This is a genomic window from Sorangium sp. So ce385, from assembly GCF_051474135.1.
Classification (GTDB): domain Bacteria; phylum Myxococcota_A; class Polyangia; order Polyangiales; family Polyangiaceae; genus Sorangium; species Sorangium cellulosum_D.
The window spans coordinates 5738763-5759514 of the sequence record NZ_CP150337.1 but is presented as its reverse complement, the minus strand read 5'-3'; the positions used below and the strand labels follow the sequence as shown (position 1 = coordinate 5759514).

Genomic DNA, 20752 nt, shown 5'->3' with positions numbered 1-20752 from the left:
CATCACCCCAGGTGGATCTGCTCGCCGTCGACCTTCACGAGCTCCTTCGCCGCGACGATCGCATGCTCGGCCCGGAGGGTGAGCGTGCTCCTGGCGGCGTGATCGATGCGCTCGGCGCGGAGGTGGTCCTGCTCGGTGACCACGCGGTAAGCGCGCTTCACCTTCTGGAACATGCGCTCCGCGAGCGAGTCGATCGCCTCGGCCATGATCTTGACGACGCCGAGCTCGGCCTGGACGGCGCCGCTGGCGATCCCGAGGCGCTCGACGGACACGGCGGCGTCGGCCGCGTGGAGGATCGTCCGCCCGGAGACCAGGCTGATCTCGCTCTCGGTGATGAGCTCGACGCCCTCGCGGGCGAGGACGCGGACCTTGCCGGCGGGGGCCTCGATCGTCGCGTTTCCATCGAGGACGACCCGGTGGTCGGCCCCGGCGTCGCGCTCGAGCACCGCGAGCACGTACGCCGCGCCGCTGTCGAGCTGCGCGACGAGCACGGCGTCGCCCGCCATGGGCGCGAGCAGGCAGCTCGCCGCGCGCCGCGCGACCAGCACCTCGTCGTCGATCTCGACCCGGATGAGGTCGCCCTCGATCGCGTGGACCGTGCCCACCTCCTGGACGGCGCGCCCGCGGGGCGCCGCGCGCCTGCGCTGCAGCTCAATGCTCATCGTACACTGCTCCTTCACTCGGGGTGAACGCCTCTGCCTTGGCGAGCTCGCGATCGTCGCCCAGGGCGAGCGAGAGATTCGTGAAGATGGCGTCCACCATCACGGCGCGGTGGAACCGGGTCCTGAACAGCGTCGCTCCGGAGAAATCGGCCTTGGAGACGTCGGCGTTCGAGAAATCGGCGTACGTGAGGTCCGCGGCCGGCAGCAGCGCCGACGCGCAGCGAGCGCGGTGAAAGACGCATTGTCCGAGGCTCGCCTTCGCGAGGTTGGCCCCGGAGAGATCGGCGTCGGCGAAGATCGCCTGGTAGAGGTCGGCGCGGCGCGCGCGCGCCGACGCGAGCTTCGCCTCGACGAAGATCGCGTTCCTCGCGGTCGCGTCGTCGAGGTTCGCCCCCGAGAGATCCGCGCCCTTGAAGTTCGCCTGCACGAGCCGCGCCCCGGAGAGGTCGACCCCTCGCAGGTCGCACTCCATGAGCTGCGTCATGCCGAGGTCCACGCCGGAGAGCGCCATGCCCGAGAGGTTGGAGCCCACGAGCACGGCCGTCTCGAAGCGCACGCCGTCGAGCCGGACGTTCCGCAGGTCCGTCTTCAGGATCGACGTCTGTCGGATCACGCTGCGCGCGATGTGCATGCCGTCGACGTCGCACGAGATCAGGCTCGACCGGTCGAGCACGACGTCCGCGAGGCTCGCCCCGGAGAGCTTGCCCTGGGCGACGCTCGCGTTCTGCAGCCCGGCGCGCTCGAACGTGACGCCCCGCAGATCGCATTGCGCGAGGCTCGCGAAGGCGAGGTTCGCCTCTCGCAACACCGCGCCTTCCAGGTTGCACTCGACGAGCGAGATGTGGCGCAGGTCCGCGCCCGGGAGCCGGGCGCCGCGCAGGTCGCTCCTGTACAGGATGGACTCGCGCAGGTCCGCCCCGCTCAGGTCCGCGCACGAGAGCTTCACCTCCTCGGCGATGAGGCCGCCGAGGGAGGCGCCCCGCAGGTCCATCCCCGAGAGGTCCAGCCGCGAGAGCAGGTCGCCGCGGCGCACGCGCGCCTCGAGCTCTTCTCTGTTCATGGCTCCGCTTCCAGGAAGCGCACCTGGGTGACGTTGGCCCCGTCGAAGCTCGTCCGCTCGTCTCCCTTCATGCGCACGAGATCGGCGCGGAACAGGCTCGCCCCGCGGAAGTCGGCGCCGGCGACGGAGGCCTTCTGGAGCAGGGCGAGCATGAGGTCCGCCCCCCGCAGCGTCGCGCCGTCGAGCCTCGCGCGCACCCAGCGCGACTCGCGCGCGCGGATGCGATCCAGCCTGGCGCCGCGGAGATCGCACTCGCTGAGATCGCCGCGATCGAGCGTCACCTCGGTGAGGTCCGACGCGACGAGCTCCGTGCCCCGCAAGTTCGCCTCCACCATGGTGGCCCCGCGGAACGAGGCGCCCGAGAAATTGGTCTCCTCGACGAACCGCGCGTTGTCCAGCGCGGCGCGGTCGAGCCGCGCCCCCTTGCCATTGCACCGGAGGAACACGGCGGAGACGAGCTTCGCCCCTGCCAGGCGCGCCCCGGCGAGGTCGCACTGGAGGAACGTCGCGCCCGTGAGGTCCGCCTCCGTGAAATCGACCTCCGCGAGCCGCGCGTCGAGGAACCGCACGCCCGCGAGCTTCGCGTCGCGGAACACCGCATCTCCGACCTCCGCCGCGTCGAGCGTCGCGCCCGAGAGATCGGCGCTCGTGAGGTCGGCGCCCGAGAGCCTCGCCTTGTCCAGCGTGGCGCGCCCGAGCCGCGCCCGCCCGAGCTTCGCGCCGAGCAACGTGGCCTGTCCGAGGTTCGCCTCGTCGAGCTCGGCCCCCTCCAGGTCAGCCCCCTCGAGATCCGCGCGCGCCAAGACCGCCCGGCCAAGGCGCGCGCCGCGGAGCCAGGCCCCGCGCAGGCTCGCGGCCTCGAGCATCGCGCCTTCGAGGTCCATGCCCGAGAGATCCAGCCCGTCCAGCACCGCGCCGGTGAGATCGCGCCCGGCGAGAGAGCCGCCCGCGGCCCTCGCCTCCTTCACGAGGACCCGCGTCCGCTCCAGCGCGTCGCCCGAGAGCGGGGCGGCCGGCGGGAAGTGGTGGGCATGGCGCTGGTACATGTCGCGCAGCTTGTCCTCGCTCCACCGCAGCTTGCGCTCGAACTCGGGATCCGCGAGGTGGGCCTCGAGCTGGGCGTGGGGCGTCCCTTCGTTGCGGCATCGCTCCGCCAGCGCCCGCAGCTCCGCGAGCTTCTCGTCCGCGGAGAACCTGGGCGGCCCGGCCGCGCCCTCCTTGGCCTTGCGCTGCTGCTCTTCCCAGTCGAGCCCAGCCGCCTCGCAGCTCGCGCGCGCCTTGGCGATGGCCTCCTCCGTCTGTCGCTTCACGAGCTCGCGGGCCCTGGCCATCTCCTTTTCGAGCTCCTCGACGCGATCGGCCATCTCGTCGACGTCGGGGATCGGCGGCTCGGGGGGCAGGGCCTTCGGGACGTTCGCGTTCCTCTTGCTCTCGGGGAACTGTTCGAGCTCTTCCTCGATCGCGGCGAGGCGCGCCTCCGCGCCGGCGCGCAGGTTCTTGTGCACGAGCCGCTCGGTCTGCGCGCCCGGGATGCCGACCTCGTCCGCGCGGAACGCCGCGTAGGACGCGCCGGCCGGCAAGAGCTCGCGGTCGCGCAGCGCGTGGAGGTGCCCTTTCTCCTTGTCGAGGCGGCGCGCGAGGACGTCTCGATAGTACTCCGCGCTCCGCGGCTGGTTTGCGTCGTCGAGCGCCGCGAGGAGGTGGAGCACGTCGCGCGCGTCGTCCTCGGCGACGCGCGAAACGCCGCGGAAGATCGCGACGCCGAGCAGCGCGCCCGGCAAGAGGTGCAACGTCTCCATGCGCAGGGGCACCTCCGCCCACTCCTCCCCGCCGGGCGTACGCCGCGTGATGAAGGCGCGGCCGGCGATGGCGGGCACGGCGGAGACGATCCGCGGCCGCTCCGGGTGCACGTTCTCGAGCTCGATGGGCTCGCCCCCCGAGAAGAACCCGTCGATGCGCTGGTCCGGCGCGGCGACATTGAAGAAGCTCCAGTCGAAATCGCTCGGCAATCCCGGCGCTTCGGTCCGGAGCCACCGCTCGTCGTACGTGCCCGACCGCGCCCACCGCTCGGGCAAGGTGAGGTCTGCCGGGCCGAACGTCGCGGGCTCGGGCCGGTCGCCCGGCGCTTTCACGAGCTGCCGCAGGTCCTCCACGTTCGGCAGGAAGTGCGCCTCTCCGGCCCCGGACTTCTCGGGCGCAAACCCGCGGCCGACAGGGTTCTTCGCGAACCCCTTGCCCCCGAACGCCCTCGACCACGTGAGGGGCATCTCGCTGAACGGCGCGGGCTCGGTGGGCACGCCGAGCTTCCACGTGCGGTCCCCGAGGACGGCCAGCCGCTTGTCGATGGGGCCGAGCCGGAGGCGGACGGAGCAGACGGGGGCGGGCCCGCCGGGCGGATAGGCCTTGCCGCTGAGGAGCACCTCGCCGTTCGGCTTCGGGCGGCACACGTCGAGGGGGACGTTCGGGCCGAGCTCCTTCGTCACGGAGAGCCAGAGGGCCGCCTCGGGCACGAGCGAGGGCTGCTCTTCCAGAGAGAACCCGGCGAGGAGCGAGACGCAGAGGTGCGGCGCGCGCCGCACCTCGAAGACGCTCGTCATCACGCCGAGGCGGAGAGGCTTGACCGTCTTCATGCGAGCATGAAGATGCCGACCTGCATGATCGTCACGCTCTGCTGCACCAGCGTGACGCTCACCGAGCCCATCTCGGCCTCTTTCTTCTTGATCTTCATCCCCTTCAACTCGAACTCGGAGACCCGATCGACGAGCGAGAGGGTCGCGCCGAACGAGATCTCGGCGGCGAGGATGCCCTCGATCTTGCCGCCCACGAGCGACTCCGCCTGGACGCCGAGGATGTTCTCGTTCTTGATGCCCAGATAGGTCTCCGACTGGCTCCCCTTGACGCTCACCTCGGCGCCGAGGACCTCCCATTTCCACTCGGAGCGGCTCTTCACGTCGACCTTGTTGCCCTCGATCTTCACGTCCGTGGACGCGGTGATGGCGATCTCGGAGGCCGGCGCGAGGATCTCGATCTTGTTGGTGTCCGATTTGATCGTGATCGCGCCGTCGGCCAAGAGCTTCGTCGTCCCCCCGCGCGACTGGACCTTGACGTTGCCGGTGCTGAGGACATCGGTCGTGCCCACGGTGTCGAACTTTGTGTTGTTCGTCGTGACGTCGACCCTGTAGTCGCCCTTCGTCGTCGTGATCATCGAGCCCTGGGGCACGTTCGTGACCCAGTTGCCGGCGTCGACGTCGAGCTGGTAGTTGCCGTTCAGCGACTGCATGTTGATGTGGTTGTTCGCCACGATCTTCATGCAGCCGTCCGCCGGCGCGTCGCCGACCGCGACGCCGACGCCGAGCACCATCCCGCCGCCGATCGTCGATTTCCAGTGATCGGCCACGGTGACCGTCCAGTCGCCGCCGCCGTTCATCCCCACGGTCTGGTCGTAGCTCCGTCCCGCGTCGAGCAGCGTGTTGTCGTCGGTCTTCACGATGAGCTCATGCTCGGCGTTGGGCGAGCCCATCCGGATGTACGTGTTCGAGTACGGCGTCGACATCGTGATGCGCTGCTGCCCGGCCATGTCCTCGAGCTCGAGCCGGTTGCGGCCGCCGGTCTGGATGACGTTCTTCGTGTGATTGCCGCTCGTCACCGGGCTCGGCGTGAGGGTGTTCGGGACGACGCCGCTGATCACCGGACGGTCCGGATCGCCGCCGAGGAAGGTGATCACCACCTCGGTGCCCTTGCGCAGCGGGAAATGGAAGCCCTCGATGCCGCCGCCGTGCGGCTGCGTCATGCGCACGTACGTCGACCCGTTGCCGAGCTTGAGGCTGCTCTCGTCGTAGTTGAATTTGACGAGGTAGCGGCCGTGGTCGTCGATCTGCGCGTACTCGGTGTCCGCCGGGCCGTCGATGACGCCATTCTCGACGCCGTAGATGCGCGGCCAGGGGGTCCGGCTCTCGGGCCGGAACTGCACGTCGGCGGGGATGGCGTCGACCTCGACGAAGTACACCTCGTCGTGCGCGACTTCCATGAGCTCCTTCCACTGTGCCTGGCTCGTCGCGTCGTTGCCGAAGTGGCGCACCTCGGTGGCCAGGTATCTCCTGTTGAAGGACGCCTTCGGGTGCTCGTCGAGCTCGAAGGTGTGGCCGCTCCGCAGGTGGGAGCGGTTGCCCGTCGCGTGGAAGACGACCCGCCTGGCGAGCATCTCCTCGGCGCGCAGCGTGGCGAGCCGCTTGCCGTCGCTCGGCGAGAAGAACCTGGCGCCGTACACCGAGATCTCCGTCGTCCCCTGCGACGACACGGGGGCTTGGCCAGAGACGTCGAGGCTCGGCTTGGCGTAATCGTAGTCCTTGAGCTTGACCACCGCCGGCAGCGAGGTGTGGCGCGCCTTGAAGGTGCGGAACGACGCGCCCGCGCTGCGGTCCTCCCCCGTCTGCGGGAAATACCGGATCGGCCTGCCGAGCGGCTCTTCAGGGTACGCTTTGCGGTCGCACAGGATGAGCTTCTCGCCGCCCTCGGAGTGCTCGAAATAGTAGTAGATGCCCTCGCGCTCCATCCAGCGCGAGATGAACGCGAGATCGCTCTCTTGATACTGACAGACGTGCTCTTCCTTGGCGTAGTCCGAGAGCCGCAGCTCGAAGTCGTCCGCGATGAACCCGTTGTCCTCGAGGATGGCCTGGATGATCTCAGGGACGCTCTGCTTCGTGAAGTTGCGGGAGTGGCGCGAGAGGCCGAGCAGCCAGAGACGCGGCACGAGCAGGGCGCGGAGGAGCGAGCGGCCGCCGAAGCTGTGGAGGTGCTCGAGGCCGCCGAAGATGCCCGAGATCACGAACGGCGGGAGCGCGTCGTCGGCGCGATCGATGACGAGACGGGCCTTCGAGCCGATGCCGTCCGCGAGGTCGAGCTCGTCGCCGTCAGCCTCGTTGACGACGATCATGATCTCGAACTCGTACGGCCGCGAGATCGCCTCCACCCCCTGAAACGTCGCGACACGGCTGTTGTCCGGGAGGGCGCTCGACTCGATCGTGATGAGGTCGACCATACGCTCGGTCGACAGGATAGATCCGTCCCACTCGCCCTTGCAACGGCGCAGCAAAGATCCCGCCAGGCCCAGCCGGACGAGCCGCGCCAGTCGGCGCAGCTCTGTCGATGGTCAGGGCGCGGCCGGCCCGCCCAGGGTCGGGCCGAGCCGGCCCGGCGCGGGGAGATCGAGCTGCGGGAACGCGATCTCGTTCGACGGGTCGTCGCGCCAGCGCGGGTCGATCCAGAGCCACTTCACGAGCTGAACGCTCCGCGCGTTGCCCTTGAACCCCTTGACCCAGGGCTTCACCAGCGCCGACTTCGTGTAGAAATAGAGCGGCATCTTGGGCATGCGGTCGACGGCCCGCTTCTCCGCCTTGCGGAACGCCCGGATGCTCTCCTTGGGATCGGACGTCGCCGCGGCGGTGCGCATCAGCTCGTCGAACTCCTTGTCGGCCCAGCCCGTCCGGTTCTGCGGGCTGTACGAGAGCAGCGTGCCGAGCCAGGTCGCCGGGTGGTTGTACTCGCCGTTCCAGCCGAACCGCACGACCTGGAAGTGGCCGTCGCGCACGTTCTTGAGCATCACCTTCCACTCCTCGTTCCGCAGCGTGGCGGAGACGCCGAGGTGGCGCTTCCACATGTCCTGGACCGCGACGGCGATCTGCTTGTGCCCCTCGCTCGTGTTGTAGAGGATCTCGAGGGCCGGGAAGTTCTTCGCCCGGTATCCGTCGCCCTCGCGGACGACCTCGTAGCCCGCCTCGGCGAGCATCGCCCGCGCGCGCTCCGGGTTGAACATGACGTCCGGCGACGAGAACGGATCGACCCCGAGCCGCCTGTCCTCGGCGACCGCGTCGGCGTAGCCCGAGCCCGTGTAGTCCGGGACGTAGTGCGTGGCCGGCGTCTGCCCGCCGCGCGTGATCTTCTCGACGATCTGCTGCTTGTCGACCGCGAGGTTGAGCGCCCAGCGGACGCGGACGTCGTCGACCGGCGGCTTCCTCGTGTTGAACTCGAACCAGTACGTGGAGAGGTAGGGGTAGCGCTGGAAATCCTTCTTGGTCGACAGCCAGCCCAGGTGCTCGGAGGGAAGCGAGGAGTTGTCGCCCGAGTAATCGAGATCGCCCGCCTTGTAGATGTTCATCGCGGCGTTGTACTGCTCGATCTCCAGCCAGACGATGCGGTGGATCTTCAGCTTGTCATGGTTCCAGTACATCGGGTTCCGCTTCATCGTGATCTCGTAACGGAACTTCCACTCATCGAGCGTGTAGGGGCCGTTGACCACGATGTTCTCGGGGCGGAACCAGAGCTCGGGCTCACCGCGCTGCGCGAACGCCTCGATGACGTCCTTGCGCACGGGGAAGAGGGTCACGTAGCTCGTGAGGTCGGTGAAGTAGGGCGTGGGCAGCTCCAGCTGCACGTCGAGGGTGAGGTCGTCGCGGGCGCGGACGCCGACGGCGCTGTCGTCCTCGACGAGGAGCGCGTCGGGCACGAACCCGACCGGGGGCTCGCCCTGCGCGGGCGCGGGGGCCGCCGCGGGGTCGTACGTGGGGAGGTCGGCGTGCGGCGTGACGACCGCGTACGTCTCGCGGGGCGCCGCGCCCGAGCCGGCCTTGCCCGCGGCGGGGGGGACGAGCAGGCAGCCCGGGAGGAAGCCGCGCGCGCCGTCCCGCGCGATCTCGAACCAGCGGTCGGCGGCGCCGTTGCACTGGCACGGCGGGCCCGCGCGGACGATGTCGACAACGGCGCCCTGCCAGCCGCCGCCCGGCGCGGGGCCGAGGGGCGCCGCGCCGCCCTCGGCGAACGAGAGCCGGTCCCCGGCGCCGCCTTTGCCGTCGCCCTTCGCGAACGTCACCGCGGCGGCGCCCTCGGGCAGCGCCGCGAGCGGCGCGATCGCGGTGTCGACCTGGATCGGCGAGCGCGCCAGCACCGCGACGAACGACCCTTTGGGCAGCTCGAGCGCGGCCGGGGCGTCCGGCCGGGGCGCCGCGCGGAGCGGCGCGGCCTCGCGCAGCGCCTTGAGCTTGCCGGCGCTGAAGAGCTCGCCGTTCTTCAGGACGTAGAGGTTCGTCGCGGCGAGCGAGGCGGTGGAGGGGCGCAGCACGCGCTTCCAGGCGTACTCGAAGTCGTGCGCCGTCACCGGCTTGCCGTCCGACCACCGCGCCTCCGGCCGCAGGTGGAACCGGAAGATCCGGTTGTCGTCGCTCTGCTCCCAGCGCGTCGCCACCCCCTGGACCGGGCGAAGGTCGCCGACGCCGTACGTGGTCAGCCCCTCGAACAGCTGCTGGACCAGCGTGGCGCTCGCCGAGTCGTTCGACTTTCCCGGATCGACGTACTCCGGCTCTCCGCCGTTGTTGATGTAGATCGTCGTCTCGTCCTTGCCGACGCGCGAGGTCGACCCGGCGTACCCGCCTTCGCCCTCGCTGCACGCCGCGAGCGCGAGGCCCGCGAGGCCGAGCGCCGCGAAGGCGCCCCGCGCCGCTCGACCGGCGCTCCCGCCGCCCCCCTCGCCGCCGGCACCTCGTCGCTCCGGAGCCCGTCGCATGCTGCGGAAGTAGCACGGGGCCTTAGGGGCAGGAAGGCGATGGCTGCGCGGTCCGACGTCCCGCCTCACCGATCCGCGATCCCATCACAGCCCCCCCGCGGTCTTCGTGGTAGGTCGCGCGCCCGTCATGCTGCACGCTCGCGTGATCGTCTCGTCGGCCGCTCTCTCGGTCTGCTCGGCGCTCGTCCTCGGGCCCCTCGCCGCCGGCTGCGGCGGCGCGAGCCCCCCGGCCGCCGCGCCCCCGCCGGCGGCGCGCTGCGATCCCGCGCGCCTCGACGCGTGCGAGCGCGCCCTCGCCGCGGCCCTCGCCGAAGGCCGCGCGCCGCGCGCGCTCGCCCTGGGGTACGTCGAGGCGCGCGCCGCCCGCGACGAAGGTGATCCGTGGGCGCGCCTGCTCCGCGACCTCGACCGGCGCGGCGGGTCGAGGCCGGCCGTCGCGATCGTCGTCGAGGCGGACGCCGAGGGCGCCGCCAAGGCGCCGCGCGGAGGCGCGGCGGACGCGGCCTGGATCCGCGCCGCGCCGCTGCCCGACCCCGGCGCGCTCGGCGCCGACGCGCTGCTCCTCGCGCTCGGCGAGGCCCTCGGGTACGAGCACCTCATCCACGCGCGCGCTCGCGGCGGCGCGGTCCAGATCTTTCCGCGCGACCCGCTCGGCCCGTTCATGGCCGGCCTCGCGCCGATCGCGCGCGGCGACGCGGCGCTCGCGCGCGCCGCGGACGACATCGCGCTCGCGGCCCTCGTGCGCCGCGCCTTCAGCGCCGCCGGCGCGTTCCGCTACGTCGAGGCCGCCCGCGCTGCCGACGCCCTCGCCGCCGCGCTGAAGGGGCGCGACCCGAACGACGAGCCCGCGCTGCGCGGCCGGTACGCGCTGCAGCTGCTCGGGGCGGCCGGCGTCGCGCTCGAGGACGACGGCGACGCGACCGGCGCCGCCGGCGCGCCCTCGGGGGATCCTCCGCCCGCGCCGGGCGACACGCCCTACGGCGATCTGCTCCGCGTGCGCACGGCCCGCGACGGCCGCGCGGCGTGGCGCGCCCGCGGCGCGGCGGTGCTGCGGGCCGTGCCGGCGGACCGGCGCGCCGCGCTCGACGACCTGCTCGGCAAGGCCCCGGGCTGCGGCCGGGACCTCGCCCCGCCCATGGACGGGCCCCGCGACCTCGTGTTCGCCGCCGCGCTCGCCGGCGCCCTCGCCCCGGGCGACGCCGCGGCCGCGCCCGCCGCGCCCGCGGCCGGGAGCTCCGGGGCGGCGGCGCCGGGCAGGCGCCTGCCGCTCGACGCGTGGCTGCCGCGCTACGAGGCGCTCGTCCGCGCCGTCGAGCAGACGAGCACCGCGTGGGCCCACGCGCCGAGCCTGCTCTACGAGCGCGGCCCCGCGCCCGCCGCAGGCCAGGCGGGCAGCGCCGTCCACCAGCGCGTCACCGAGCTCGGCCTCGCGCACCTCGCCGCGCTGCGCGCGCTCGCCGAGGCCGAGCCGCGCCGCTACCGCGCGCTCGCGCAGATCCCCCTCGCCTACAGCCCCGGGGTGCTCGCCGACGAGCGCCTCCGCGACGCCATCGTCGACCTCACGCAGGTCGCCGTCCAGCGCCGCATGGCCGACGCGCGCGACCCCGAGGCGGTCCTCGGCGCGGCGCTCGCCGGCGTCTTCGCCGGCATGTCGTACCCGCCCGAGGTGCAGCCCGCGCACTTCCTGGCCCTCCAGGGCGCGCTCACCGCGAAGCTGCGCGGCGACCTCACCGCGCAGGCCGGCTGGGGCGTCGCCGGCCTGTACGCGGCCGACGCGCTGGTCCGGCTCCTCTCGGATCAGGCGCCCGACCTCGCGTTCTCGTCGGCGCAGATCGAGCGCGCGCTCGCGCCCGCGCCCGCGCTCCCCTACCCCGGCCTCGCCGCGCTCGCCGCGAGCCTCTCGCGCTACGCCGCGCTCGGCGGCGCCGGCGCGCTGGATCCGCGGGCGACCGACGCGGCCCGGCTCCCCCCGGAGCGCCGGGCCGCGCGCGACGCGCTTCGCCGCGCCGTCGCGGGGCTCGCGGCGCCCGGAGCTCCCGGCGACGGCGCGGCGGACGACGAGGGCGCGCCGCCGCCCGGCCTCGTCGAGGACATCACCGCGCTCGCCGACGGCGTCCTCGCCGTGCTGCTCACCGAGCGCTCGCGCAAGCCCCCGCCCGCGAAGGACGCCTGCGCCGCCGCCGGGCGCGGGCCGAGCCCCGAGGCGCGCCGCGCGCTCGCGCGGCTCGGCGACGTCCGCGGCCGCATCCTGCTCGCGCCGCGGTACCGGCAGGGCGACGGCGCGTGGGTGCGGAGGGCGCGGCTCCTCGTGACGCTCCTCTCCGACGCGATCGACCTGCTCGCCGCGCCCGGCCCGGGCCGCGCCCCGCGCGCCGCCGCGCCGGAGCCGCGCGTGCGCTTCACCGTCCCCGCCGCCGACGCCGAGGCCGCCGTCGCCGCGGGCCTCGCCGGCCTCGGCGACCCTGGCCTCTCGGACGCGCTCACCGGCGGCTACGCGCTCGCCCGCGCGCTCTTCTCGTCCGCCACCGCGGACCGCTTCGCGCAGCAGAGCGGCGCGCCGCTCGGCCGGGTGCTCCGCGGGCTCTCCGCGGCGCTCGGCGGCGGCGCGGCGCCGCGCGGCGCCGGGCAGGGCGGCCCGGCCGGCGTCGCCCTCCTCGACGCGCTCGCGTCGCTGCCCGCCTCCCGGGCGGAGGGCGACGTCCGGGGCCTGTTCGTCGGCTACGCCAGGGCGCTCTCGGCGCTCGGGCTGCGCGACCAGGCCGACCTCGCGCTGCTCACCTCGCTCCTCGGCGCGGCCGTGCTGGGCGGGCCGCCGTCGCCGGAGGCCGTCGCCCTCGCGAGCGAGCGCGGCAGCCGGGTCGCGTGGGCGCTCTCGTACCTGAGCGAGATCGCGAAGGCCCGGCGCGGCGTCGCCCCGGACCCGTCGGCCTACGCGGACGCGATGCGCGCGGCGTCGGACGACGCCTGCCAGACGGCCGACGCCGGCGACGTGCTCGCGGTCATGGGCGCGGTGCGCGACTTCGCCGGCGGCCGGCGCGCCGAGGCGCGCGACGCCCTCGACCGCGTCCTCGCGTCCGCCGACGCGCGCGGCCTGCGCGTCCCGCGCATGACCTACCGCTACGAGGAGAAGACCGCGACCCGCGTCTTCTCGCTCAGCTTCGATGTCTCGTACGGCGCCGGGCTCCTCGAGGGGTCGACCGGCTTCCAGCTCGGCCTCGGCCTCCGCACCCGCGGCGAGCCCGAGGGCGCGCTCACGGCGGCGCTCGCGCCCGAGGGCTCGCCGCAGGGCGACGAGGACGCCGCGCGCGCCTACGTCGGCGCCGCGGCGCTCGCGGCCGCCTACCACTTCCTCGACGGCGACGCCGAGCGCGGCGCGGCCGCGGCGCGCCGGGCCATCGCCGCGCTCTCGTTCGGCCTGCGGCTCGGGCCGCGGGCGCTGCGCCCGGAGCAGCCGCTCGCCTGGGGCCGCGACGCGCGCGCGCTGCTCGCGATCGACGCCCAGCTCGCCGCCGAGGCCGGCCACCCCTTCCTGGCCGGCGATCTCTGGACGCTCGTGCGCGGCCTCCTGCCGCCCGACGCGGACGACGCCGCCGTCGCCGCGCTGCTCGATCCGCTCCCCGCCGGGCTCGCCGCGGTCCCGGGCGTCGGCCCGCTCGTCGCGAGGACCGCGCGCTCGCTCGCCGCGGTCGCCGCCCCGCTCGCGTGCACCGAGGCGAAGGTCGAGCTCGGCGGCTACGAAGAGCCCGCCTGCGACGCCTACCCGCTCGCGCTCTCGCTGCGCATCGCGGACGTGCTCGGCAAGCTCCCGCACCTCCGCCGCGCGGGCAGCGCGGCGGCGTGCCCCGTCCTGCGCAGCCTCGACGGCTTCCTCACGGCCGCGGAGCGGGGCACGTACGACCCCGACGCGTTCGCGGCCGCGGTGGAGGCGCTGCGCCGGAGCGGCCGGCTCTACGACGCCGGCGTCCTGCTCACGCGGCAGCGGCGCGAGGGGCACTGCGGCCCGCTCGTGCTCGCCGCCGCGCGCGCGCTCGGCCGCGAGCCCGCCCTCGGCCCGGCGCTGCGCGCCGACCTGCTCAGCGTCGCGGTGCGCTGCGCGGCCGCGGCGCTCGACGCGAGCGTCGTCGACGACGTGCTCGCGCTCGACGCCGAGACGCGCGCCCTCCCGGACCTCGGCCGCAACCTGAAGGTCGTGCTCTTCGCGACGGAGCTCGCCGTGCGCGCCGAGCGCTGGGACGTCCTCGCGAGGCTCGCGAAGCAGCCCGAGTTCGTCGATCGGTGGACGGGGGAGAGCGACGACGCGGCGGCGACCGCGCACCTCATCGAGGCCGCCGCGGCCGCGCTCGCGGGCGAGCCGCCGCCGCGCCGCGCGCGGGCAGGCGACGCGCACGCGCGGCTCTGCGGCGAGCCCCCCGCCGATCGCGCCGCGCTGTGCGCCGACGTCGAGCGCCTGCGCGCGGGCGCCCTGCCCGAGGCGCAGCGAAGGCAGCGCGCGAAGGAGGCGCTCCTGCGCCTGCTCGCCGCCTCGCGCGGGCAGGCCGACGGCCGGTAGCCGCCTGCCCGCCCGCCGCCTCGCGCCTACTTCACGCTGGCGGGCTTCGTCTCGGCCGGCTTCTGATCGGCGGGCTTCGCCGCGGCGGGCTTCGTGTCCGCGGGCTTGGCCGCAGCGGGCTGCGCCGCAGCGGGGGCGGCGGCGGGCTGCGCCGCGGCGGGCTTCGCGTCCGCCGGCTTCGCCGCGGCGGGCTGCGCGCCTGCGGCGGGCTTCGCGTCGGAGCCCTTCGGGGCCGCGGCCGCGGCCGCGGCGCCCTTCGGCGCGGTGGCGGGCACGCCGGCCGGCTTGAGGCCCTTGGTGATGGCCGCGGCGCACGCGAGCTCGACGCCCGTGTCCTTGCCCTCGAGCCGCATGATCTTGATCTCGACCCGGCGGTTCTTCTCCTTCGCCTCCTCGGTCTCGCCCGCGTCGGACGCGCAGTGCGCCCCGTAGCCGGCGGACCGCAGCCGGTTCTTCTCGACGCCGAGCGCGGTGAGCGCCTTCACCACGGCGTCGGCGCGCTTCTTCGTGAGCGTCACGGTGGCGGCGTCGTTGCCGACCTTCTCGGAGTAGGCCGCGACCTCGACGAACTGGATCTGCGGATTGTCCTTGAAGATCTGGGCGATGTTGGCGAGGAGCTCCTGCGAGGCGGGCTCGATATCGGCCTTGCCGGCGGCGAAGGCGATCTTCTCGTTGAGCTTCACCTCATTGTTGACGAGCTGGACCCGGGGGACGTCGGGACAACCGTCATCGTCCTTGTAATTGTTCTTGACCTCGGCTTCGGCCGGGCACTTGTCGGCCTCGGCCACGAAGCCGTCTCCGTCCGGGTCGGTGGATTTGCATCCGTCCTTGGCGTCCGGCGGCAGGCCGTCCTCTTTCTCGGCGACGCACTTGTCGGTGCCGTCGTCGAGCACGCCGTCCGCGTCCGCGTCGGGTGGCGGGGGCGGCGGCGCGGGCGGCGCCGGCGGCGGGGTCGGCTGCGCGGGCGGCTGCGCCTGCATCTGGGGCTCTTTCGCGCAGCCGGCGTTCGCGGCGAGCAGCGATACTGCGAATGCCATTCCAAGCCATCTCGTGGTTCGCATCTCCGGGGCTCCTCTCCTTGGCGTCCTTGATTGCGCCGAGCGCCAGCGTGTTTAGACGACTGCGCCGGAAACTGCGAGATTTAAACGCACGGCGATGCGCGCGTCTCCCCCTCGGCGGCGCGTCGGACCCGCTCCGGAGACGACAGCACCGCTGGCGAGCCATCGAGATCGACTCCCCCGGGCGCGCCGCGGCTCGGCTGGCGGGCGGAGCTAGCGTTTCTCGGGCGAGAAATCCATTTTTTCGAATGCACCACTGCTCTTCAGGTCAGGCGCCTGTGGCTTCTTCGACTTGAGCAGCGGCCTCACAGGCGCCGACAAGGTGGGCGTCGGGGCGACGTCCTGGCGGGGCGGGGGCGCGGGGCGAACGTCGGTCTCGTCCTGCGCTCTCGATTTCTTGACGGGCAGCTGCTCCTGGATCGGCCGCGGCGCCGGCGGCTTGTCCGTCGGCGCGCGGAGCCCGTCGAGCGCGCGCTCGCGCGCCGCCGCGACGTCGGGCGCGGCGCCGCCTCGCGGGTCGAGCCGATCCGCCTCGTCGAGCTGGTCGAGGCACCGGCGCCACGCCGCTTCGTCGCAGGCGCGCAGCGCCTCGGCCCTCAGCGAGCGCGCGCGCTCCAGCGGATCGATCCGCTCGGGCGGCGACGGCGCCTCGACGGGCGGGGCGCTCGGCAGCGGCTCGGGCAGCGGCGCGATCTCGGGCTGGTCCCTCGTCGAGCGCAGGAGCCGGACGATGACGATCGCGAGGATCGCCAGGGCCAGGGCGGCGGCGAGCTCCGCGCGCCAGCGCTCCCGCATCCACCGCCGCATCCGCGACACGCGCTGCCGCACCCGGGCGGCGGGCACCTGCTCCTCGGCGGCGATGCTCTCGAGCTTCTCTCCCTCGCCTTCGCGGGCCATCCACGAGAGCGTCTGCGGCCCGTCGCGGTTCACCGCGGCCTGCTCTTCGGCCCAGCGCGCCAGCTCGCGCGCCTCGACGGGCGGCGGACCGACCGGCAGGTCGGGCAGCTCGGCCGCGGCCTCCCGGAACGAGCGCCGGTGGTGGTCGGCCACCTTGTGGCGCGCGATCCCGAGCAGCCATCGCCGGAGCTCCGTCGGGTCGGCCGGGCGCGCGGGCGAGGCGAGCGCCTCGCAGAGGACGGTCTGCACCACGTCGTCGACCTCGCCGCTCCGCACCCGCCGTCGCACGAACTCCTCGAGGGCTCGGCGGATCCCTGGCTCGGCCAGGGGGTTCGTCGCGGGGGCGCTGGGCTCGGTGGTCATCGTCGTGCTCATCGCCCCTGCATCGCGCGGCGGCCGCGGAGTGTGACGCGCCCGCTCGAGAATACGGCACCCCCCGCTCGGGCGTCACACTCCGTCGCGCGGCGCCGACGGTCGGGCATGGTCCTCCGGCCCCCTGCTGCCCTCGCCGCGGCCTCGCTCGCCGCGTCCCTCGCCCTCGCGGCCCCCTCCCAGACCGCCGTCTCGAACGGCTCCGGCGCCGCGGCGCCGCCGGCGCGGGCGCCTTCCGCGCCACGGCCCCCGGACGCCTCGGCGCCGCGGGTCACCGAGATCCGGATCGACAAGAGCGACCACACGCTCGAGCTCGTGGCGGGCGGCGAGGTCGTCCGGTCCTACCGCGTCGCCCTGGGGCCGGGCGGGCCGGGGCCGAAGCGCTACGAGGGCGACCGTCGGACCCCCGTCGGCACCTACCGCGTCGCCGGCCGCATCCAGGGCCTGTTTCATCGGTTCCTCGTCGTCAGCTACCCGAACGAGGAGGACCGCCGGCGCTTCGCCGAGCTCAGGCGGCGCGGCGAGGTCCCGCCGGGCCGCGGCATCGGGCACGGCATCGGGATCCACGGCGTCGGCGGCGCGCTGCGCGCCGGCGTGCACAAGGAGACCGACTGGACGCTCGGGTGCATCGCGCTCGACGACGACGAGATTGACGAGATCGCGCGGCGAACGCCGGACGGCGCCAAGATCGTGATCACCGATTGAACGGGGGGGTGCTAGGGTACCCGGTCACATCGACGGGCTGTCCGTCGAAGATGGGGGCGCGACGGCCCGACCGCCGCCGCCCTCATGCCCGCCCGGGAGATCGTGCATGTCTCGCCGTTACTGGCTGATGAAGAGCGAGCCTCAAAAATATTCGTTCGCGCAGCTCCTACGCGACGGCCAGACGATGTGGGACGGCGTCCGGAACTTCGAGGCCCGCAACAACATGCGGGCCATGAAGCCGGGGGATCTCGTGCTCTTCTATCACTCGAACGAGGGCAAGGCGGTCGCGGGCGTGGCGCGCGTCAAGCGCGAGGCGTACCCGGATCCGACCGCCGAGGCGGAGGAGGACTGGAGCGTGGTGGACATCGAGCCGGTCGCCCCGCTCAAGGTGCAGGTGACCCTTGACACGATCCGCGGCGACGAGTCGCTGGTCGAGATCGCGCTCTTGAAGAAGTCCCGGCTGAGCGTGGTCCCCGTCTCGAAGGAGCACTTCGATCGGGTGCTGAAGCTGGGCAAGACCAAGATCGCTTGACGCGGGCACCCGGGGTAACGACTAATCCGGGCGTGAACCTCCGCCCTGGAGCCCGAGCCCTCGCCCTCCTCCTCCTCGCCAGCGCCGCGTGCGGCGGCCCGCCCACGCCGTCCCCGGTCGAGGGCGAGCCGATCTGCCCCGACTTCGAGGTCGGGGCGACGCGCGCGCAGATGCGCGGCAGCCTTCGCTTCCCGGTCGCGCTGACGGTGCGCGACGGCAAGGACCCGATCACGCGCGCGACGCTCACCGGGCGCCGGTCGAAGGACGATCCGGTGAGCCGCATCCTGCTCGCCGACGAGGACGCCGAGTACGAGCTCGAGTGGGCGCAGTGCGAGAACGAGCGCGCGCCGAGGGCGCGCACGCTGTCGCGCGAGACGAAGGACACCGCCGAGTACGCGTGCGGCAACGCGACGGTGTACAAGACCGACAAGCTCGTCACCCGGAAGGGCGACGCCGCGTCGCGCACGGTCCACTTCGCGGCCCCGCCGAAGCCGGAGTGCTGGGAGAGCGAGCTCCCGGCGGCCGCGCCCGCCCCCTCGCCCGCCGCGGTCGCCGAGCCGGCTCCGGCCGACGCGTCCGCCGAGCCGGCCGCCGCCGACGCGGGCGCGGTCGATGCGGGCGCCGTCGATGCGGGCGCGCGCGGCGCAGGGGCCCCGCCGGCCGACGCCGGCGCGCCCCGCGGCGGAGCCGCCACGCCGGCGGACGCGGGGGCGCCCCGCGGCGCAGGCGCTGCGCCCCGCGACGGGGGCGCGGGCGGCGCGCCGAAGCCTCCCAGCGCCGGGGCCGGAGACGCCGGCGCGCCCCCGCAGGGCAGCTAGAACATCGATCACGTTGAGCGACCGAAAGATGAACCGCCAAGGACGCCAAGAAGAGAACGAAATGTTGGCGTCCTTGGCGCCTTGGCGGTTCGAATTTCTGCTCTTTCGCGCGGTTTCAACCCGTTTGTCGCTCTAGAGCGGTTTCCGCCCGTCTCTGGTACATGCGTTGCAGAGCGGCGGTCACCCGCACAGGAGACGGGTCCAGCTCGGCGTTTTCGGCACGGAGGCGCACTCCGGTGCGCTGAGCACCGAAAACGTCGAGATGGGCCCGTATCCGAAGCGGGTGGCCGCCGCTCTAGGAGCGCCCCGGCGTCGTGATGGGCAGCCCCGGCGTGAGCTTCGCCGGGTTGAACAGGCCCGCGCGCTTGTGGTGGTTCGCGTGCATGTAGATGCCGTGCCAGAGGAGGTTGCCGAGCCGGTAATACCCGTGGTTCAGGTTCACCGGCTTGAAGTCGCCGTCCGGCGAGGACGCGTTGTGCGTCGACCAGTTGAAGTGCACGAGGTGCAGAAAACCCACGATCGACGCGGGCACGAAGAGGAAGAAGAACGCGACCGGGCCGAGGAACACGTACCAGCACGCGATGAGCAGCAGGTTCGTCGCGTAGCTCACGTACGCGCGGACCCGCTCGTAACGGCGGCTCTCGGGCGTATCGCCGTAAAGATCGAAGTAGATCTGCTGGAGCTGGCGCTCCACGTTCACCACCGTCTTCACCAGGAACACCCAGTAGCTGGCCACGACCGGGTGCGGATCCCTGTCGAGATCGTCCGAGTAGCGATGGTGGCGCTGGTGGATCACCTCCCAGGAGGCGAACCGCGTGAGCACCACGAGCCCGCAAAGCTCGCCGACGAGCCGGTTGAGCGGCCGCGGAAAGTTGTTGTGGGTCGCGTTGTGGATGAAGACGCTGCAAAGGATCTGCGCGTGGCAGACCAGCGGGAGGAGCACCCATAGGCGGCTGTCCCATCGCTCGATGAGCGGCTCGTGCCCGCCGAGGAGCATGCACGCGAGGAGCGCCACGCACGCGAGCGCGTAGAACCCGTCGTAATAAAGGTAGAAATACCGGTTTCGTCGGAGCTGCGTGAACGGCAGCGACGTCAACGTGGAAACGATCACCGACATGTGCTTGAGCCTCCCCCGCGCTCGAGGCGGCGCTGCCCTGGCGCGGAGATGGCCCCACGCCGAGGGCCGCCTCCGCCTCGCCGCGAACGCCGTACTACAGACGTCTGGATTACACCGATTCCTCACTTCCGTCCATAGATCGTCCACGCTCCCGCCGCCCCGAGCTGGATTTCAGCGCGGCGCCAAACCCACGCGCAGATCGGCCTGCGAACGTGAGTTCGCAGCGCGGCGCGACTTCCAGGAGCGGCGGCGCGGGCGACGCGACCGTGCGAGGCGCCTCCGCGCGGCGCGCTCAACGTTGTTGGAGCTGGGCAACAGTGATAGTGACGGTGGGGTGACAGCCGAAGTCGCCACACGAGCTCCAGCGTCCGGCGGCGAGGAGCGCCCCGGCGCGGCCGGGGCCATGGGGAGGGACGAGTCGCCCGATCCGGGGGAGCCGGCGGGGCGGCAGGGCGCGGGCGCGCGCGGCCAGCCCCGGCGCCCGCGGCGCGCGCCGTGGCTCGTGAAGCACCCGGCCGAGTGGCGCCAGATCGGGATCGTCGCCGCCTACCTCGGCCTGCTCGCGGCGATGTTCTGCGCGCCCGAGTGCCGCAACGTCGTCGTGTTCGCGGCGGCGTGCGGCCTGAGCTTCCTGAACGCCGTGGTCATCCACAACCACCTGCACCAGGGCATCTTCCAGAGCCGCCGGCTCAACATGCTCTTCCGCTGCGTGCTCAGCTTCGGCGCGCTCTACCCGGCGTCGGCGAACCTCCCCTCTCACAACCTGGTCCACCACCATTTCGACGACGAGGGCCAGCCCGACTGGGCGGCGCCGGAGCACGTCTCGTTTCGCTGGAACCTCCTCAATCTGATCCATTTCCCCAACGTCGCTGGGCCGAACACCTTCGCCGGCGTCGCGCGCTGGAACGCGCTCGCCGGCCGGCCCGAGCACGTCCGGCAATACCGGCTCGAGACGGCCTTCGCCTTCGGGCTCACCGGGGCGCTCCTCCTCGTCGATTTCTGGACGGCGCTCTTCTTCGTCGTGCTCCCGCAGCTCTACGGCGCGCGCTGCATCCTGCGGATCAACCTCATCCAGCACGACGGGTGCGACGTCCGGAGCGAGTGGAACCACTCGCGCAACTTCGTCGGACGCGCCTTCAACTGGATCATGTGCAACAACGGTTACCACACGATCCACCACAACCGGGCTGGGCTGCACTGGTCGGTGCTCGCCGAGGCGCACCAGCGCGAGGTCGCGCCGCGCATCGATCCCGGGCTGAACGAGCCGAGCATGCTCGGCTACCTGCTCCGGACCTACGTCCTCCGCTTCGATCGGCCCGCCCCGCGCGACGTCGCCAAGGCGGAGCGGTCCGCTCCGCCGATCGCGCTGTCGCCCCGCGAGCTCCGCCGCGCGGAGGCCGAGGCCGCGAGCGTGTAGGGCGCGCCGA

At 73.2% G+C, this 20752-nt stretch carries 13 protein-coding genes; 5 read left to right on the top strand and 8 right to left on the bottom strand.

Annotation, left to right across the window (positions count from 1 at the left end):
* Window positions 1-2: 2 nt before the first annotated feature.
* From WME83_RS20910 to WME83_RS20890, 5 genes are all read right to left on the bottom strand, one after another.
* Window positions 3-662, bottom strand: coding sequence for a DUF3540 domain-containing protein (locus WME83_RS20910; RefSeq protein WP_437321051.1), 660 nt, complete (start codon window positions 660-662; stop codon window positions 3-5).
* Window positions 652-1722, bottom strand: coding sequence for a pentapeptide repeat-containing protein (locus tag WME83_RS20905; RefSeq protein WP_437321050.1), 1071 nt, complete (start codon window positions 1720-1722; stop codon window positions 652-654). Before WME83_RS20905 ends, WME83_RS20910 begins: the two co-directional genes overlap by 11 nt.
* A complete protein-coding gene (locus WME83_RS20900; RefSeq protein WP_437321049.1) occupies window positions 1719-4352 on the bottom strand; it encodes a DUF2169 domain-containing protein in 2634 nt (877 codons plus the stop codon). Before WME83_RS20900 ends, WME83_RS20905 begins: the two co-directional genes overlap by 4 nt.
* Complete coding sequence (locus WME83_RS20895; RefSeq protein ID WP_437321048.1) at window positions 4349-6760, bottom strand: type VI secretion system Vgr family protein; 2412 nt, start codon at window positions 6758-6760, stop codon at window positions 4349-4351. Before WME83_RS20895 ends, WME83_RS20900 begins: the two co-directional genes overlap by 4 nt.
* 111 nt (window positions 6761-6871) lie before the next feature.
* Complete coding sequence (locus WME83_RS20890; protein WP_437321047.1) at window positions 6872-9277, bottom strand: peptide ABC transporter substrate-binding protein; 2406 nt, start codon at window positions 9275-9277, stop codon at window positions 6872-6874.
* A gap of 127 nt (window positions 9278-9404) precedes the next feature.
* Between WME83_RS20890 and WME83_RS20885 the strand changes: the two genes are divergently transcribed.
* Window positions 9405-13826, top strand: a complete 4422-nt coding sequence (locus WME83_RS20885; protein WP_437321046.1) for a hypothetical protein — start codon at window positions 9405-9407, stop codon at window positions 13824-13826.
* Between the two features lie 26 nt (window positions 13827-13852).
* Here the strand turns inward: WME83_RS20885 and WME83_RS20880 are convergent, their stop codons facing one another.
* On the bottom strand, window positions 13853-14863 hold the full coding sequence (locus WME83_RS20880) for an OmpA family protein (RefSeq protein ID WP_437321045.1): 1011 nt from the start codon (window positions 14861-14863) through the stop codon (window positions 13853-13855).
* A gap of 234 nt (window positions 14864-15097) precedes the next feature.
* Entirely contained in the window at window positions 15098-16144 is a 1047-nt protein-coding gene (locus WME83_RS20875) for an RNA polymerase sigma factor (RefSeq protein ID WP_437321044.1), read from the bottom strand.
* A gap of 117 nt (window positions 16145-16261) precedes the next feature.
* Between WME83_RS20875 and WME83_RS20870 the strand changes: the two genes are divergently transcribed.
* The 3 genes from WME83_RS20870 to WME83_RS20860 all read left to right on the top strand — a co-directional run bounded on the left by WME83_RS20870 (window position 16262) and on the right by WME83_RS20860 (window position 18208).
* A complete protein-coding gene (locus tag WME83_RS20870) occupies window positions 16262-16858 on the top strand; it encodes a L,D-transpeptidase family protein (protein WP_437321043.1) in 597 nt (198 codons plus the stop codon).
* Between the two features lie 106 nt (window positions 16859-16964).
* Window positions 16965-17390 (top strand): EVE domain-containing protein, encoded by a 426-nt coding sequence (locus WME83_RS20865; protein ID WP_437321042.1) that lies wholly within the window; start codon window positions 16965-16967, stop codon window positions 17388-17390.
* Between the two features lie 32 nt (window positions 17391-17422).
* Entirely contained in the window at window positions 17423-18208 is a 786-nt protein-coding gene (locus tag WME83_RS20860) for a hypothetical protein (RefSeq protein ID WP_437321041.1), read from the top strand.
* A gap of 295 nt (window positions 18209-18503) precedes the next feature.
* On the opposite strand, the gene WME83_RS20855 is transcribed toward WME83_RS20860, so the two are convergent.
* Complete coding sequence (locus WME83_RS20855; RefSeq protein ID WP_437321040.1) at window positions 18504-19325, bottom strand: fatty acid desaturase; 822 nt, start codon at window positions 19323-19325, stop codon at window positions 18504-18506.
* A 334-nt stretch (window positions 19326-19659) separates the two neighbouring features.
* Between WME83_RS20855 and WME83_RS20850 the strand changes: the two genes are divergently transcribed.
* Window positions 19660-20742, top strand: coding sequence for a fatty acid desaturase (locus WME83_RS20850; RefSeq protein WP_437321039.1), 1083 nt, complete (start codon window positions 19660-19662; stop codon window positions 20740-20742).
* Window positions 20743-20752: the final 10 nt, after the last annotated feature.